The 16050-nt window shown below is 32.4% G+C and carries 18 protein-coding genes; 1 reads left to right on the top strand and 17 read right to left on the bottom strand.

Translation table 11 applies throughout. The features are described from left to right. Positions 1 to 37: 37 nt before the first annotated feature. From CDZ92_RS15980 to CDZ92_RS15940, 11 genes are all read right to left on the bottom strand, one after another. On the bottom strand, positions 38 to 1537 hold the full coding sequence (locus CDZ92_RS15980) for a recombinase family protein (RefSeq protein ID WP_096156214.1): 1500 nt from the start codon (positions 1535 to 1537) through the stop codon (positions 38 to 40). After that, on the bottom strand, positions 1527 to 1691 hold the full coding sequence (locus CDZ92_RS20110; RefSeq protein WP_176483794.1) for a hypothetical protein: 165 nt from the start codon (positions 1689 to 1691) through the stop codon (positions 1527 to 1529). Before CDZ92_RS20110 ends, CDZ92_RS15980 begins: the two co-directional genes overlap by 11 nt. 270 nt (positions 1692 to 1961) lie before the next feature. After that, positions 1962 to 2297 carry a recombinase family protein gene (locus CDZ92_RS15975; RefSeq protein WP_096156213.1) on the bottom strand — a complete coding sequence of 112 codons (336 nt, stop codon included), beginning with the start codon at positions 2295 to 2297 and terminating at the stop codon, positions 1962 to 1964. Between the two features lie 161 nt (positions 2298 to 2458). Further along, a complete protein-coding gene (locus CDZ92_RS15970; protein ID WP_176483793.1) occupies positions 2459 to 2737 on the bottom strand; it encodes a hypothetical protein in 279 nt (92 codons plus the stop codon). Between the two features lie 419 nt (positions 2738 to 3156). After that, a complete protein-coding gene (locus tag CDZ92_RS15965; protein WP_096156211.1) occupies positions 3157 to 4722 on the bottom strand; it encodes a recombinase family protein in 1566 nt (521 codons plus the stop codon). Continuing rightward, positions 4715 to 6085, bottom strand: a complete 1371-nt coding sequence (locus CDZ92_RS15960; RefSeq protein WP_176483792.1) for a recombinase family protein — start codon at positions 6083 to 6085, stop codon at positions 4715 to 4717. The genes CDZ92_RS15965 and CDZ92_RS15960 overlap by 8 nt, the downstream gene beginning before the upstream one ends. Before the next feature lie 2 nt (positions 6086 to 6087). Further along, positions 6088 to 6267 carry a hypothetical protein gene (locus tag CDZ92_RS15955; RefSeq protein WP_096156209.1) on the bottom strand — a complete coding sequence of 60 codons (180 nt, stop codon included), beginning with the start codon at positions 6265 to 6267 and terminating at the stop codon, positions 6088 to 6090. 55 nt (positions 6268 to 6322) lie between these two features. Further along, on the bottom strand, positions 6323 to 6487 hold the full coding sequence (locus CDZ92_RS20105) for a hypothetical protein (protein ID WP_176483791.1): 165 nt from the start codon (positions 6485 to 6487) through the stop codon (positions 6323 to 6325). A gap of 494 nt (positions 6488 to 6981) precedes the next feature. After that, positions 6982 to 7257, bottom strand: coding sequence for a recombinase family protein (locus CDZ92_RS15950; protein ID WP_096156208.1), 276 nt, complete (start codon positions 7255 to 7257; stop codon positions 6982 to 6984). A 393-nt stretch (positions 7258 to 7650) separates the two neighbouring features. Then, positions 7651 to 8250 carry a hypothetical protein gene (locus CDZ92_RS15945; RefSeq protein WP_255249832.1) on the bottom strand — a complete coding sequence of 200 codons (600 nt, stop codon included), beginning with the start codon at positions 8248 to 8250 and terminating at the stop codon, positions 7651 to 7653. Between the two features lie 222 nt (positions 8251 to 8472). Then, positions 8473 to 8844 (bottom strand): hypothetical protein, encoded by a 372-nt coding sequence (locus tag CDZ92_RS15940; protein ID WP_096156206.1) that lies wholly within the window; start codon positions 8842 to 8844, stop codon positions 8473 to 8475. A 144-nt stretch (positions 8845 to 8988) separates the two neighbouring features. On the opposite strand from CDZ92_RS15940, the gene CDZ92_RS15935 reads away from it, so the two are divergent. Next, entirely contained in the window at positions 8989 to 9828 is an 840-nt protein-coding gene (locus tag CDZ92_RS15935) for a tyrosine-type recombinase/integrase (protein WP_096156205.1), read from the top strand. A 104-nt stretch (positions 9829 to 9932) separates the two neighbouring features. On the opposite strand, the gene CDZ92_RS15930 is transcribed toward CDZ92_RS15935, so the two are convergent. The 6 genes from CDZ92_RS15930 to CDZ92_RS15905 all read right to left on the bottom strand — a co-directional run. Then, on the bottom strand, positions 9933 to 10637 hold the full coding sequence (locus CDZ92_RS15930) for a hypothetical protein (RefSeq protein WP_096156204.1): 705 nt from the start codon (positions 10635 to 10637) through the stop codon (positions 9933 to 9935). 320 nt (positions 10638 to 10957) lie between these two features. After that, entirely contained in the window at positions 10958 to 11989 is a 1032-nt protein-coding gene (locus tag CDZ92_RS15925; protein ID WP_176483790.1) for a DUF4917 family protein, read from the bottom strand. Positions 11990 to 12226: 237 nt separating this feature from the next. After that, complete coding sequence (locus CDZ92_RS15920; protein WP_096156202.1) at positions 12227 to 13054, bottom strand: hypothetical protein; 828 nt, start codon at positions 13052 to 13054, stop codon at positions 12227 to 12229. Positions 13055 to 13057: 3 nt separating this feature from the next. After that, entirely contained in the window at positions 13058 to 13645 is a 588-nt protein-coding gene (locus tag CDZ92_RS15915) for a hypothetical protein (protein WP_096156201.1), read from the bottom strand. A gap of 529 nt (positions 13646 to 14174) precedes the next feature. Next, positions 14175 to 15209, bottom strand: a complete 1035-nt coding sequence (locus CDZ92_RS15910) for a hypothetical protein (protein WP_141395238.1) — start codon at positions 15207 to 15209, stop codon at positions 14175 to 14177. 245 nt (positions 15210 to 15454) lie between these two features. Further along, positions 15455 to 16050, bottom strand: a 596-nt coding sequence (locus CDZ92_RS15905) for an IS3 family transposase (protein WP_176483854.1), incomplete at its 5' end; no start/stop codon positions are given.

Below are 16050 nucleotides of genomic sequence, written 5' to 3'. Positions count from 1 at the left end.
TTATAAAAAGCACGTCTATTTTGACGTGCTTTTTATACTATATTGAAATACCACTTCTATTAAGCTCTTCCAAATCAAAATGATATAAAACATCCTTTATGCGTCGATCCTTTGTTTTCTCCCCTTGAGTTACATGAACTTCTTTAATGACGGAATGAAAAAACATCTTCTTTTCCTCATCAGAGAGTGTATGGTAAAACTCTTTAAAGTTTTTAATGGAATACTCTATGATGTCCATAATTGACCCATTTTGTTTCAACTGGATTTGCTTAGTTATTTCAATAAGACTGGTTTTTATTTTGTTTAATTCTTCTTGTTTTTTTGCTAGTTGAGATTTAATCATTTCAGCATCTAAGTTAAGAGATGTATCACTAGAATGCTCCATAATTTTCAACATCTCTCGTTGTATTTTTTCTATCTGCTTTTTTAGGCTACTAGCTTCTATTTCCAAGGGGTTTAATTCATAGTTTAATATTGACCTTGTAACTGAATGAATTGCCAATGGAGAAACTTTTTCCTTGAGATGGTGCAAGAAATTGTTAAGTACCGTTTCTTCAGCATACTCCTTATTAACGAGGTTAGACAGACACACACTACTACCACTGTTTTTATTTTTATTGCATTGATAATACTTATACTTTTGGCTACTATTTCCTTGTACCATCGACGTTCCACATTGTGGACACTTCATTAACCCGCTGAGTGGGTAGGATCCAGGGTGTATTTTTTCAGGAATGAAACTCCTAATATCCATAACCTTTACCTTTTCTTCCCACAATGGCTCTTCAATAATTGGAGTATGTTCACCTTTATTTATCTTACCTCTCCATTTTGTGTTACCAATATAATTCTGATTCTCTAAGATTGTTTTAACGGCGTTAACAGTCCATTCCTTTCCCTTTTTCGTCTTAACACCTTGGGTATTAAGGCTAGATGCTATTTTTTTATATCCCCACAGACCAATAGCATATTTCTCGAAGATATACTTTACGACTTTAGCTTCTTCAGGAACCAATGTTAGTTCTTTATCTATACTTTCATATCCCGTTACTTTTCCCCCAAGAAACTTTCCCTCCTTAGCTTTTTTCTCCATGCCTGAAGAAGTTCGAAATGAAATTAACTCCCTTTCCAATTCCGAAAAAACTGACATAATCTGAAGAATAAGCTTATCTTTGGGATCTTCCGTACTTGTTCTGTCTGCTACGCAAATAAGATGTTTATCCATTGAGTTTAACTTCTCAATTACATACAATGTATGTAAATTATTACGTGCTAATCGGTCTTGCTTGTGAACTACTATATAGTCTATTCTCTCTTTATTATTCAAAGCTCTGTTGAACATTATTTTAAAACCGTCTCGACCTTCAAAAGACTTTCCAGATTTCAGATTATCTTCGTAAATATCGACTAGTTCAATGTTATTTTTCTCGCAATACATTTTTATATCTTCTCTTTGTTTTTCTATAGATGTATTTTGCTGGTCCTTTTCCGGTCGCGGGCTTATTCTAACATAACCTAATGCTCTTTTAGACCCCATTTTTCATTTTATCTTCCATTTGGTTAGAATATTTGATGATTAAGTCCGAAAAGTAATGTAAGAAATCATTGGCTTTAATCTTTTCCAAATCTTCCTTTGTAGCTAACACTGTTTCGTAATGTTGATTGTAATCAAGTTGTATGTTTTTTTTCATTACTTACACCCCTATTTGAAATTGTTATTTTCTATTTATGGAGTGAAACCATAGCAGAGTGGTCTCAAGAATTATTGGACACTTCCTTTTTACCAGATAAAAAAGCACCACTAACAACCGTCGAAGAAAAGATACTTCTTCAACAGATTTGCTAGCAGTGCTCCTGCTTTTTGATATGAAATTGTTCTAGTAAAATTTATATAAGAAGTATGCAAAGACTAAAGTTTTCAATTTAAAATATTACAAACTCTGATAGATATATTAAATTCTCTATACTTCTTCTTCGTCAAGCACAATTAGCTTTGCATTGTGCTTTTCAATTAGTAAACCGAAAGATCTAATTTGATTTACATCCCTACTGATTCTAGTAAGAGAGTTAACTATTACAATTTTAGCTTGTCCATCCTCTATCAAGTGAACTAGTCGTCGTAAACCAGCACGTTCACTAAATGGAGTAGCTCCCGAAGACTTGGCATCTTCTATGATGTTTAATGACAATGAGTTTTGTTTGGCGTATTTCTCACCAGCTAATCTTTGTGAGGCTAAAGATATTCTTGAATTATTAGCTGAGCGTATATATAAAGCACCTTCAATAGCAGTATTCATTGTATTTTCCCTTCCCCTTCAAACGTATTCTGTGTATATCTAATGGAAAGTTTTACTTTAGACTAAAAATCAATCTCCTAGACTTACCTAATTCTTTGTAAACCTTATCCTTAATACGACTATGTATTGCTAGCCGACTCTAACCGTAAATATTAGGGGGTTTAAAATCCTTCTATTAAACCAAGTCGGTTCATATATTGGTCTTCTCCCTCTAGAACAGTTTCAATTATCGATTTAGCAATGTGTGTTCTATTATTGATAAAATCAATTAATTCTTCCATATAAACAACACTAGTTTCTTCTAGGTCATCCGAAGATTCATACTCCCCAACCACGGATCCTAATTCAGTATAGTAATCTAATTCGCTATACAATATTTGATGTATAATATCAGTTGATATCCCTAGTTCACTAGAGAGATACTTAGTTAAATATTCCATATTAATTACTTTCTCTTCCATTAAAAGAACCTCACTTTAATTGAATTTGATTAGTTGGAAAGTTGTTAAGCTTTGTTCGTTATTCAGCCAGCATTATTATTTTGACGTAAAAATTAACAAACATGATTTTTCACTTTGTTCCGTTACTAATTTAACAGTGCATTCAGCTTTAACTTTTCGACATTTGAACTTCCTCCTTACTCCTTATGATAAATTGGTCTTAATTAAATGGCGAACATAAGCGAAAATAAATTTCATAATATTAATAAATACTGTTTAAACTTTCGGTTTTTTGACCATAAAGTAAATATGACTTTCGATTTTTCAATCAGAAAAGTATACCTTTGTGGTTATTTAACCGATAGCCCGCCTCCAAATCCCGTTGGTGCCAAGGGATTCTGGAGATAGGATATTTTTGTTTATTTTTTCAACTTAAGGTCTTTCGGTTTTTCAGGCAGTTGCTTAATTAATTCTTCGGTTATTTGACCAGTAGATGTTTCAAGCTCAACGAATGGATTCAGTCTATAATTAATAGAAAGAGTGAATTCCTTATCCTTGCTATAAGTTACCTTGACTTTATCAATGAAAGTTAAGCATAATGTTCTGAATTCGTAATTTAATAATGAGGAAATATCTGCTTTTTTGAAATGAGAAAATACCTCAAACAATGCCATGTCATTGTTTAGTAATTCAATCTTTTCAATTGCATGGTTAATCTTAAACTTTTCTTCCTTTATTAATTCTTTAGAGCTTTTGAAGATGGCTGCAATGTCTTGTTGCACTTCTTGTTGAACTAGCATTCGCTCATTAAAGAGAATTCGCTCTTCAGTTTGTTCTACTTGTTTTTTCCATGTTTTTAATGTTTTCATCCAACCTGTTAGGGCAAACTTACTTTCATCTATCATTTGATGCAGATTGGATGTCCATTTCTTTGTTACATCTGATTTAACCTCTTCATGTATTTTCTCAGCGCTAATATTAATTTTGCAGTTTTGGCAACGATACACTTGATATTTTCCGCTTTTTCCTTTAGGTGAATTATCTTTTGTCTTAAACGCCGTGTTACACTGGTTGCAGTATAAAAGGTTTCTAAGAAGAAATGATGTATCTAACATGCCGTATCTTTTCTTATAGCTTTTAACTTGTGTGACAATGGAAAACATGACGGGAGAAATGATAGGATCATGTACATCTTTGAATGATTCAAGTTCTCCATTCTTAATTTTATTTTGGGATGAATGGGTTTGATTTATAGACCAACTTAGATGACCTGCATAGACAATATTCTTTAGGATGTAATCGATAGTACTGCTATGCCACTGACTTATATGCTTTGTTTTGACAAGTTCATCATTTAGAACATCTGCAATTTTTTCATTTGAATAGCCCCAGGATGCCATGTCAAATATCTTAGTAACAATAGGGGCATCTTCGTTTGGAGTTAATAGACCTTCCACCAAATCATATCCTACAGGTGTTCTTGTACCTGGACGGCTAGGTTTTTCAGCATCATTATTTGCGAGAATACTGAGTTGTGCATCTTTTGCTCGCTTAGATTTAATACTTGATTCTTCAGCAGCAAAAACCAGTTTTGCTTGGACTAAAGGATCGTTTGGATCCCACTCACCACTAGCTGATTCTGAACTAAAGAACTTTACATGTGGATATTGCTCCTTAATAGGAAGATAGATCTCCCGCTGAAAGTCATAAATTCTTCGGGTTATACGAGACTCATCATAGAAAAATATTGCTTCAACTTCTCTTGCATCATTAAGTAGTAACTGCATTTTTTTCCGTTTAGATGCTCTCTTTCGGTAACCACTTACTGCTTCATCAAATCTCCACTTAATAATTTCATAACCTTCTTGTTTGGCCTTCTCAGATATCATTCTCTTTTGAATTTCCTCTGAATGATTTTCTTTTTGTCTGTTGTCAGAAATGCGTAAGTAACCTACAGCTGGTCGAAGTGTTGTAACTCTAAACAACTCCTTTCTCTTTGACTAGAGAGTATAAATCTATTTCAAAATAATCATGATTAACCTTAACACTCTTAATTAGGAGCTCTATTAAAACTTCCAATTCAGTTTTTGTGAGGCTTCCGAGAGCAGGTTGTACAATTTGTGAGATTGTTTTAATCTCATTTTTCAATGATTGTAACAGAGCAATTTCATGATTAATTTCTTCTATATCAGCATTTTTTCTTTGAATCTCTAACTTCAATTTCTCGTATTTAGTGTGAAAATTACTGGATAAAGACAACATTGATTTGTTAAGTAGCTGTTCTTTATGTTGTTTATGATAAGTCAGATTATCTATTACACCACGAAGATGCATCTTAAAAATAGACTCATATTCTTTCAAAGCAAATTTCTCTGTTTCATTTTTAAGTGTTTCTTCAATAATTTTGTTGAATTCATCTAATTCAACTACTACTTTTTTATGACGGGAGCTACATACAAAGTAAGCAGGTTTATCCAGGGCTTTTTTGAACAACATGTTTTTATTGCAAACTCCGCAAATAGGGTTAAGCACCATCTTGTCTTTTGCTCGTGTGACAGCCTCATTGTATTCCTCAATAAATTTATTAAGAATTGATTGGACTTTTTCAAACAAATCCAATGAAATAACTGGATCCACATGATTGAGTTTGTCATAACCATAATCAGTGATGCAATGCCCTGCATAGAATGGCCTTTGTAAGATTTTCATAACTGTTGTATGACCATTTAAATATTTTCCATACTTTGTCAATACACTTACAAACTCTTCCTTTGTTTGAATCTCGCTAAATTCCCCGAATAATGATTCAATTATTTTACTTCGAGTATTATCTAGAGTGAAACGTACTTTTGTACGACCATCCTTTAAAACTTCTTCAATGCGCTCGAAGCCAATTATTTTCCCTGGGTATCTTTTAATCGCATCAGAAGTACGTCTTCCGATGTTCTGACCTTCTTGCTGACTAAAAATTCCGTAGAAGTTTTCGATACTGGAATTTTTAATGAACGGTATTTCTTTTGTAGCAGTAAAAATGACTTCAACTCCATAGAGATTGACAAGTTCATTAAATTCTGAGGCTTCATAAAAATCCCGTTGAACTCTATCACGAGCGTAAATAATGACTAAAGCTACTCTGCCTTCTTTAATTAGCTTTAGTAATTTTTTATAAGCTGGACGATTGTTTGCATCGTTTTTCGTTGCAGAAACATTGAAGTCTTCTAGAAAAAGTACTTCATCCTCATTTATGCCTCTCGCCTTTAATGCTTTTTTTGCCGCATCACGTTGTTCACGTAAATTCTGTGAGCTGGAACTGACCCGCGTATAAACGATAACCAGTTTTTTTTGCAAAATTAGTTACCTCCTTTGTATCTAAACCTTTGATCTGCTGAGTGAAGGAGCTTTGCCTTAACAGAGCAATCAATGTCTAGTTCATTGATTAGCAGTTTGGTAATTAATTTTTGCACCCAAACAGCAGATTCTACTGGTAGGTCCTGTGAGTACGTAATTTTAGATATCCTTGATTTTGACAAGTTATCGTCTCCTCCAAATATGTGATATAAACATACTTGACAGGACATGTAAGGTTTATACTCCCTTATCTTTTATGTTGTCTTTCGATTCCTGTTCCATAAAGTCTAGCTTTAATTGAAAAGCCACCTGCGACTGTGTATCTTTTTGGATCCCTCTCGGAATAATAATCTTCTTGGGGGTTGACTGTGGGAAGTCATATTTCTCAAAAGCCTTATTCATTTGCACTCCTCCTTTTGATATTCATAGAAAGATAGGCTACTGTTTCGAGAACAAAAAAAGGACCGAATCTCTTGTGTAGTACTTAACCTCCATAGGAAATTAAGATACACAAGAAAATCCGGTCCTTCCGAGATTTATCTTTGTATTTTTATAGTGTTGTTATTATTATTACGAATGTACGTTCTAATATCTTTCTTAATCTATTTTTATCATGAATAAACTATTTCGTCAACAGTCCAAACAAATTTTTTTTACTTTAGATAAAGAGAGTGGAAGAATCTCTCTCTAATAACAAAGTATGCTAGATGGAAAACGGTTCTATTTTTAGAGATCTATTCTGTTTTCTTTTTAGACATCTTTTATGCGGTTGGACAACATAATACTCTCGTATTTCTTGAACAAAGCCTTTAAACCTTCTGTATATATATATCCAATCCCTTCTTCCATTGTTGCAGTAAAGATTACCTTTAGTTGATGCCTGTCGAATAGATAGATTAATATTCTAGATAAGTATCCAAACTGGCTGTCAGCCGACTGCGTTCATAGACGACTATAGTATCTATTAAATCTTGTTTAATTAGGTCAATTAGTTTTAAAAGTTCTACTGGCTTAGAAGAGCCAGTAACTCCTTCATCAACAAAGTAAAACAAACCTTCTGGAACAATTCCCTGTAGATAGGGACTTGCAGCCTCAATTTGCAATTCAAAATTTTGCTTTTTTGAGCTAGTTCTAGCATAAACGGCAGTTGCCTTATGTTTTTTCAAATTCATTTCTTCCTCTCCAATTTTTTATAAAATCACAACTTTGGCTAAAACTTAATTTACATTCAGTTGAAGGAAAAGTCCTCCTTCTGTAAAAAAAAGCACGCAAGGAAACATAGCTGCCAACCCAGATAGATTGATAGACTATGTAACCAAGCGTGCTTCGCTCTCGTTACTAATGTTTTTATTCCGTTACATATACATGATAATTTATGCTTAATAATATCGCAAGCAAAGTTACAAGAAATTTTCTAACAATTTTTTAGTGAAAAGAGCGCATAATGATTGAAGACATATTTCTACTGCATAGTATGGTTGTACTGCGCAGCAAGTGAATCTGTTGTTTTTCCTTTTCTTATTGAACATAAGCCTCCGTTAGCTTAATAAGCCAATCTTTTTTATTTACCTACCTATTCGTTCAAGTATATCTGAATAATTGTCGTCAATAATTAGCATTGGTTCCTTTATAGACTGTAAGATGTCTTCTATGTCAACTAATTCATTATCTTTTTCTTCACTAATGGTTCTAAAAACTGTAATAACGGCTTCCATTTTCTCTTTTTCTTCACTACTTATAGCATACGAATGATTTTCAAGAAACTTATTAGTCATACCAGATATAAATTCATCAACACGAAATAAGCTATATTGTAGTAAATCCCAATCAGATGATTCGTCTCCCATATGTATTGTTGAAATAGCAAATAAGTAGGAATGAATGCTTCTACTTTCTCCGTTAACAATTCTCCAATTGTTGTACAAATCGCTTTTCACGTCACTGCTTTCTTCTTTTTCGATAGTTAAATGAACAAACTCCTCCAGCCTGTTAGCCAAATTACTTCCTTTAACAGATACAATTGATAAATTGTCATAATTTCTATCTATACTCTGATTAATATAGTGTTTATACTCTAATTGAACATAAATACTGTAAATAACAAAGACTCCAATTAACAAAATAAGAAATCTGTTTAAATACTTTTTTAAATTTGCTTTATACATATAATCCCCCATTGGATATTTTTACTTCTTCAAGTATTCTGCTTCGTTAGCACAATAAGAAAAAGCGACGTAATAACAGCTCTGATCTTCAACTCTTGCTCACCGTTAGCTAAAAAGCACAGCGTTTTCTTTTGTATCTTTAACTGAAAAATTGCAGCCATTGTTAATTAAAATCTTATCTTACTAATTAAAATAATGGTTAAAGTTTCATGTTGAAGCTTTTTATTGCTTGCTCATCTTAAGCTCTTCAGGAACTTCTTCCGAGGGTAAATTGTACGTAGCAATTGATACTATTTCTCCACTAAAACCGTCAATATGTGTTTCTATTAGTACCCAACCTTCCCAATGACTAGACTCTGTGTAACTGTACGTAAGGACCATATAAATAGGCATTTTTTCATAAAAAGGGTACTTACCAACGGCGTTTGGGTAGTATTTACTTGTGTTTATTTTCTCTTCAATATTTATCCATTTTTCAGTTGCTATTCTTATTGCCTCTTCTTCACTAATTTCAGTTTGATGGAAATGAGTATAAATTATAAATAAAATGCATACTAAAATAATAGGAATTATAACTTTGAGTATCTTTTTCACAATTACCCTCCTTCAACTAAGTTTTAAGGTCCCAACCATGTTAAAAATATAATATTACTGCCCGTTACTTCAATAAGTCTTCATTTCGATAAAAAGGGCAATAATTCCTTTAAAAATATGTTTTACAATTGAGGAGGAATTGAAATGTTATTATCGAAAGCATGGGAAAAGTATGAATCTGATAAAAGGATAGAGGGATTTTCCCCACATACTTTAAAAGCCTACCGACTTCAAGCGACACTTCTTATTCGCTATTTCAATGATATAGAGATCGGTACACTTACAACTGAAAAATTAAAATGCTACTTATCTGAATCTAGCGAACATCTAAAACCATCTAGCCTTTCCCATAGAATCCGTTTTATGAAATCTCTGTTTAGATGGTCTCACGAGGAAGGAAATATTCCTAAAAATCCAGCTTCAAAAATTAGAGAGCCGAAAGTCGGAAAACGCATTCCAAAGTTCTTAACTGAGAGGGAAATTGAACATCTACGTGAAGCATGTTTGACCTCTATGGAAAAAGCGTTATTTGAATTCATGTTCTCAACTGGATGTCGTATTGGAGAAATTGTTTCGCTTGAGAAGAATTGTATAAATTGGTCTGATCGTTCAGCTATTGTTAGAGGTAAAGGAGATAAGGAAAGAGAAGTATATTTTAATATTCGCTGCGACATTTGGTTAAGGCGATACATTGAAAGTCGCACAGATAAAGACCCTGCAATCTTTGTTACAGAACGGTATCCTCATCGAATGAGTATCGCCCAAATGAGGTATGTCATTAAACGCATCTCCAGACGTGCAGGTATTAATAAAGATATTCACCCTCATCAACTTAGGCATAGCTATGCCACTCATTTACTTAACAACGGTGCCCCTCTTGAAGTGATTCAAAGTTTAATGGGACATGAGAAAAGTGAAACAACACGTATTTATGCTCAATTAAGTGGGAGGCTTCGGAAAGAGTTTTACCAGAAATACTTTTGATTGATTAACCGCAAGAGCAACACCTTTGGGAGTGTTGCTCTTTTCAATTCTTGCACCCGTTACTTTAAGTGAATTTTTTCACAAGCAAAAAACCTATACTTTTATTACTTCAAGTTTTTAAAGAAATCATATAGTTCATCAACATTGTAAGTTTTAAAAACAAGTTCTTCTTGATTGAAAACAAGCATTACAGGAAATCTTTCAATGTCCAGCTCTTCTTTATAATTGACCACGTAATCTTCATCATATTCCCACCAAGTCGCTACTATTTTCTTTTCTTTGTTTTTCATAATATCCAAAGTGTTACCATAAACCAGTTCTTGCATCTCAGAAGGTAATTTCTCCCCTTCTACATACATTACAACAAGGTTAAACCCATCTATATGCGATAAAAGCCCTGAATACTTTTCTTCGTATGCCATGTCTAATAAAATTATTTCCTCAGGATAACCTTCGAATTCATTCCCTCTTGGAGGATTTACTAACACCTTTTGTCCCTTTTGAATATCGTCGAGAGATGCTTCTGTACCATTTTCATACTTAATTATAGTTTCATCGGCTATCATAGCAATATAAGAATAACCTTCAGATGTTATATTTGGACCTTTTATATCTCGTTTTTCCCACTCTGAAATATTAACAACAACGCTGTTTTCATTTTTTTGTACTTCCTTAACAGTGCCTATCATTTTATCATCTTCATAATGTCCGTAAGGGTATTCTCCCTTCTCACCCGTACTGCTTGCACATGCAGAAAATAATAACACGCTAAATAAAAAAATCACTAAAAATTGAATTCTCTGTCTCAAGCTACTCCCCCTCTTTAATGTTTAGACATCTTACTAAAAAAATTTCTTATCTTCTTATACAAACCTGCTTCGTTAGTTTAAGTGAAATTCTTCACAATCTAACGAACCTTCATAAATAAATAATACCAGAAAATAACAAATTTGGTGTAAAAATATTGATAAACTACTCGTATCCATGAGTAGTTTGTTAGCTAGCTTGCGCAGTATCTAGTCAAATACGAAAAAACGATCACTTTTGAAGTGACCTCCTTTAAAAATTATATTCTGGTTACCAGTATGGTTGTACTCCCTCTGTGCAACCAAACCAAAATTCCCACCAATTATTCCCCAAAAATTCGGATCCATTCAAGTTCTTCGAGTGAATTAAAGAAAATGCTCGAATCGAAAAAGAAAAGATTCTTATTCAGTCCTCTAAACATAACCGATATTTCATTGATTATATCTTGAGCTTTCTCTGTATCGTATATTCCAAAGGCAATATCTGTTATAGCTGATTCCTTAATAGCATTAATAATATGCAAATCGCATTGTCTATCGAGGGATTGTCCATAAATAGTTAAGCCTCCGGTCATGCTTTTAAACTTTCTATAGCAACGCATTAAATACTTATTATTTTCAATTCTTTGAAGTTTTTGTTGCCATGTTCCTTCAGAAACATAAAGGGGGAAATTCCCTTCTGCATATGTGTCTGTAATTATATCCAATAATCTAGAATCAGTATTTATACCTCTAGTTATCTTTACAATTTCTCCGTTCCTCATATAAAAATGTAATGCACCGTGCAAGTAATATAACTCCAGAGGATTATCTGAAGGCCTGGTTCCAGCCCCCTTATCAAACATAATCAACTCACTTTCACTGTCATATCCAAAACCATCGGTTACTTTTCTGGATTTATTATTAAATACACTCAATAAAGCCCAATAAGGTAACAAATCATAATTCGTTGTAAAAATAGACTTTTTAAATATGTTATAAGCTAATCTTAGCTGGTGTCCCTTTTGGGGACTAAGTTCTTCAAATTGAGGGTGAACTTCTCTTACTGCATCAATTAAAGACTGCTTAATTCTTTCGTAACTAGAATCAATCTCTTCATCTTGGATACCAAATATCCTGTTTGTCAACATAGTTGTGTGTAATGCATGCAGAACCGTTTCAAAGTTTTGAGTTTCAAACTTTGAAAACATTTTTTGATCTTCTACTTCAAAATAATCCTTACAATGTTCATATAAATTGTTGTACCTAAATTGTTGATTAAAGTGTATGGAAAAACCATTACCGAACAATAAATTATCAAGGAAGATGTCATTCCTCTGTATAAGTTCACTGTATGTAAATAAAGTATATGTCAATATTGCTCCCCCCTAGTAGTTTTCTTTCTATATTTCAAAGCCGATGTTCTTCAACTTGTCTAGCTCTGATGAAGGCAGTTTGACTTTAACTAATTCATACATTCTCTTTACGTATAATGCATATTAAAATTATATTGTTCTATGGGTGTCTAGGAAATATTTTACTTGAATAAACCAAAAAAGAGAGTCTAGTAGTGCCAGCCTTTTCCTCATATATTAAGAGCGTACACTTGTACTTTATAGCTCAACTTTTGATACAGAGTTTGCAACCATTTTTTCTTTGCCAACCGGCGTAGTGTAATATCTTTGTTCAATCCCCCATAATAGATGTTTTAATTCTTCTTCATTTCTAATTTTAAATTTTGATTCTTCCTCTTCAAAAGGCAAATTTTCACAATAATCTTTAATATAGGAATAGATTGTTCGCTTTTCAATGGGAGTAAATTCTTTAAGTGTTTCCATTGCAAGTGCTATTCTTTTTCTATTTGCAGTTTTTACTTTTAATGCATCATATTCTTCTTCAAGTTTAATAAAATCACTTTTTAAAAAGTCCTCTGTCTCTTGATGTGTTGCCTCCTTATAAAGCTCTATTATGCCCTTGAAAATTGAAGTGAGTGAAGAAATCTTCTTAAAATAGAGTGTATCGTTAGATTTCAAATAAATAGCGTCGGGATTTTCATTTATAACTAATATAGGTGATTGATATTCAAGTACAGGTTCACCGGATATTTTAAACCATTTTTTATTGATAATTAGTGATGGAGTTATTTTTTGGAAATAATAAATATCTTCTTGAAAAGAACATAAATACAGTAAGTTTTTATAATCATCTCTTCCTATTTGGTCATAATCAGTAGATATAAATTCTCTATTTAAAAAGTCTATACAGTATTCCTCATTAGAGAAATTAGGTATATGAAACCACTCATCATCTTCTAATTTATAGTCGGAATTAAATATTTTGGGGTTATCTAAATCGTCTGGTAAATTGAAAATAACTTCGTCTGAAATAAGTTTTAATATTTTTCCGTCTTTTCCCTTAGTCTGTGCAACTAAATAATTCATGTTTCATCTCCTTAAATCAATAAATGTAAAATCATTTATTCTTTTTAAATTTGGTAAATTAATATTTTTTGGGTCTTTAAGGGATTTCCTAGTAATTAAAAAGATTTTAGTTCTATTAATGGTAGTTAAATAATAGAAATGGAATCCAAATAATAAAAATAGAGGGTTAAAATAAAGTGTTTGTGAAAAAAAGGTGAATATAAATAAAAGTAAAAAGACAATAATTAAAGTTTCGAAGTAAGGAATGCTCAATGCAACAAAAAAGTATCCTAAGTAACTAGGTAAAAAGGAATTGTTAGCTTGCTCAACTTCAGCAATTTTAGAAAGTTCTATTGTTCGTTCTTTACCCTCTTTTTCAATAACTTTTTTAGATTTTTCTAAACTATCATTAGATAACAACCTTGATAATAATAGGCTTAGATAAGTAAAAGAAACAGGCAACAGGAAATACAGAATGTATGATATATAGTCAGGTATAAATGACATTATATGAGGCCAGTTTATTGTTTCCTGTTCTTTCACTAAAAAAATAACAATTATTAAGGATGTTGAATTAAAAGTAAGAAATAATCTATAAAGAAAATTTATCATCAATATTCATTCCTTTTTAGGCTAGAAGCCAAGTAGATTTAATATCGAAATAATCGTGGTTATAAAATCTAAAGCTAGGTATCTGTTTACCACTGATAAAAGGAATGTAGCAACTCCTATTATACTTCGACAAATATTGTTAATTTCCTCCAATTTATGCATATAATTATTTTCCCTATTGAACAAGGATACAATTTCAGAAACGAACTTCGCTTCCACAAATAAAAAAGAGAAAGTCAATAAGACGTCCACTTTGTTTGTTAAGTTTATTGCTTTTGCTGATTTTGTATTGCATAGTATACGTCTACTACGTACTAAAAGAGTTATTCTACAATCACCGCTATACACAAAAAGAAGCTATCCTTACCACTGGAATGCACCCGTTTATTGAATAACTATCAATCAACTTTTTAAATTTATTACATACGAAAATACTTATAATCATTGAATTAAGCGCAAGAGACAAAAAGAAAAACAATTTTTAAAAAATAGCATGGATCCATAAGTGGACACCATGCTATTTCCTATACTACTCTTTATCACGTATTGTAACAGGAATCGAAATCACTTCTTTTGAAAGATATTCTTCACAAATAATTGATATTATAATTTCATATTCTCCTGCCTTTTTAGGAACTAAAATATAATCATCAGGGCAGTTACTCCTCCTAGTATGAAGCAATTCTTTCCTATAAATTGTAATTGAATTATCATCATTCAATGTACTATAGAATCCATCACGACGACTAGGAACAATTGTTTTAAAAATATCTGGATTAATATCCCAGCCAGGATTATAACCACTTATATAACTACTTCCCCCAACTCTTTCCATAAATCTAAGTAAGCTATCTACACTTCCTTCAGATTGTTGTGCTCTTTTATAATTTCTCTCTGCTTCTTTTAAAGGATTTTTTGAAAGTGTAGGCCTTTTAGGTTCAGAAAAACCCTCTTTTTTTCCTTCAATTACCTCAATTTCAGAAGGGAATTTTATCTCAAGATACACATTATTTGCTTTTGCTTTTCCAACATTGGATAAAGACAGATCAAAAGGTACAGCCAAATTAATTATATTATTGTACATTTCCAAATTTGAATTATATTCCTTAACTAACTCAATTTCATCTTCAATCCCATCGTTGTATTCACGTATTTTTTCATGATCTATATATTCCTTAAGATGTTCTGGTATATCTTCAATTCGAGAAGGTGTAAATATATAATTATTACTTTGTTTTTTAAAGGCTAATTCCAATGGTTTATTTCCATTGAAATTTAACTCTAACAAGGGTTTTGCCTTTTCTTCTTGTTTTTTCAATTCATCCAATTCGGCTTTTAACTCTCTATTTTCTTTGCTTAATCCCGCTAACTCCTCGGCAACTTTAGGAGAGATAGCCTTGTCCAATTTAACCCAACCAATTCTTGGATGAGTAATAAAAGATTTAATTAATGCAAGAGATAATTTAGTAGCAAGTTCATCAGGATTACTCCAAAAATTAACCATCTTCCCTGAAGTAGCCTTTTCAACAAATGTTTCTAATTTTTTTATTTTTTCTGGATTCACTTCACGATCTGCAGGTATTGTAGCAGCATTCCTATCCATGACAAAAGATAATATTGGTATCCCTTTTGATTTTGCATAATCAAATTCTTTTTCCGTATAACTATGGTCAAGCCCCCAAAAAATAGAGTCGAAAAAATAATTAGTTACGTTCTCTTATAACTACCGCGCTTACGCTTGGTGGCCCAGTCATTTGGTGAGGAATTTCACAATTCCACACCAAATGACTGGGATCATTTTTGTATATATTACGCTACCTTTATAAACTCTTTATAGTACTCTTTTGGTGAGTCATAACCCAGGCCTTTTTGGATTCGTTCTTCATTATAATACATGATATATTTCTTTAAATCTTTCTCAAATATAGCCTTTTTAGTGTTTGGATAGAAACATGGAAATTCAACTTTTAATTGAGAAAAGAAACTTTCAATCACGGCATTATCCCAACAGTTTCCTTTCCTAGACATACTTGGGGTAAACTTAAGTGTTCTCGACAATTTATTATGTTCAAAAGAACGGTACACGCTTCCTTGATCACTATGAATTGTAACCCCTTCTAAATCCTTTAGCTGACGCTGTTTTTGACCGGCTTCGATCGTACGCTTAATAAGCTCAGTGTCAGGGCTGAAACTAATCTCAAAGGCAATAACTTCTCTATTAAAAAGATCCATTAACGCTGAAATATAAAATTTCGTATTAAACACTTTAATTTCAGTCATGTCCGTAACCCATTTTTGGTTTGGGAACTCTGCATTAAAATCCCGTTCTAGAAGGTTATTGTACACATATCCAGCAGCTTTTTGTTTCTCTGTTTTCGTAGTGTTTTTTTGTCTAACAGTGGCTT

It is taken from the genome of Bacillus sp. FJAT-45066, assembly GCF_002335755.1.
Classification (GTDB): domain Bacteria; phylum Bacillota; class Bacilli; order Bacillales; family Bacillaceae_I; genus Bacillus_CD; species Bacillus_CD alkalisoli.
Note: the sequence above shows the minus strand (reverse complement) of the source record. Positions and strands in the feature narration are given on the sequence as shown.

Excerpts from the sequence above, each read along its gene's own strand:
- CDZ92_RS15980 (WP_096156214.1), bottom strand. The coding sequence starts at position 1,537 with ATGGGGTCTAAAAGAGCATTAGGTTATGTTAGAATAAGCCCGCGACCG.
- CDZ92_RS20110 (WP_176483794.1), bottom strand. The coding sequence starts at position 1,691 with ATGAAAAAAAACATACAACTTGATTACAATCAACATTACGAAACAGTG.
- CDZ92_RS15975 (WP_096156213.1), bottom strand. The coding sequence starts at position 2,297 with ATGAATACTGCTATTGAAGGTGCTTTATATATACGCTCAGCTAATAAT.
- CDZ92_RS15970 (WP_176483793.1), bottom strand. The coding sequence starts at position 2,737 with ATGGAATATTTAACTAAGTATCTCTCTAGTGAACTAGGGATATCAACT.
- CDZ92_RS20105 (WP_176483791.1), bottom strand. The coding sequence starts at position 6,487 with ATGAATAAGGCTTTTGAGAAATATGACTTCCCACAGTCAACCCCCAAG.
- CDZ92_RS15950 (WP_096156208.1), bottom strand. The coding sequence starts at position 7,257 with ATGAATTTGAAAAAACATAAGGCAACTGCCGTTTATGCTAGAACTAGC.
- CDZ92_RS15945 (WP_255249832.1), bottom strand. The coding sequence starts at position 8,250 with ATGTATAAAGCAAATTTAAAAAAGTATTTAAACAGATTTCTTATTTTG.
- CDZ92_RS15935 (WP_096156205.1), top strand. The coding sequence starts at position 8,989 with ATGTTATTATCGAAAGCATGGGAAAAGTATGAATCTGATAAAAGGATA.
- CDZ92_RS15920 (WP_096156202.1), bottom strand. The coding sequence starts at position 13,054 with ATGAATTATTTAGTTGCACAGACTAAGGGAAAAGACGGAAAAATATTA.
- CDZ92_RS15915 (WP_096156201.1), bottom strand. The coding sequence starts at position 13,645 with ATGATAAATTTTCTTTATAGATTATTTCTTACTTTTAATTCAACATCC.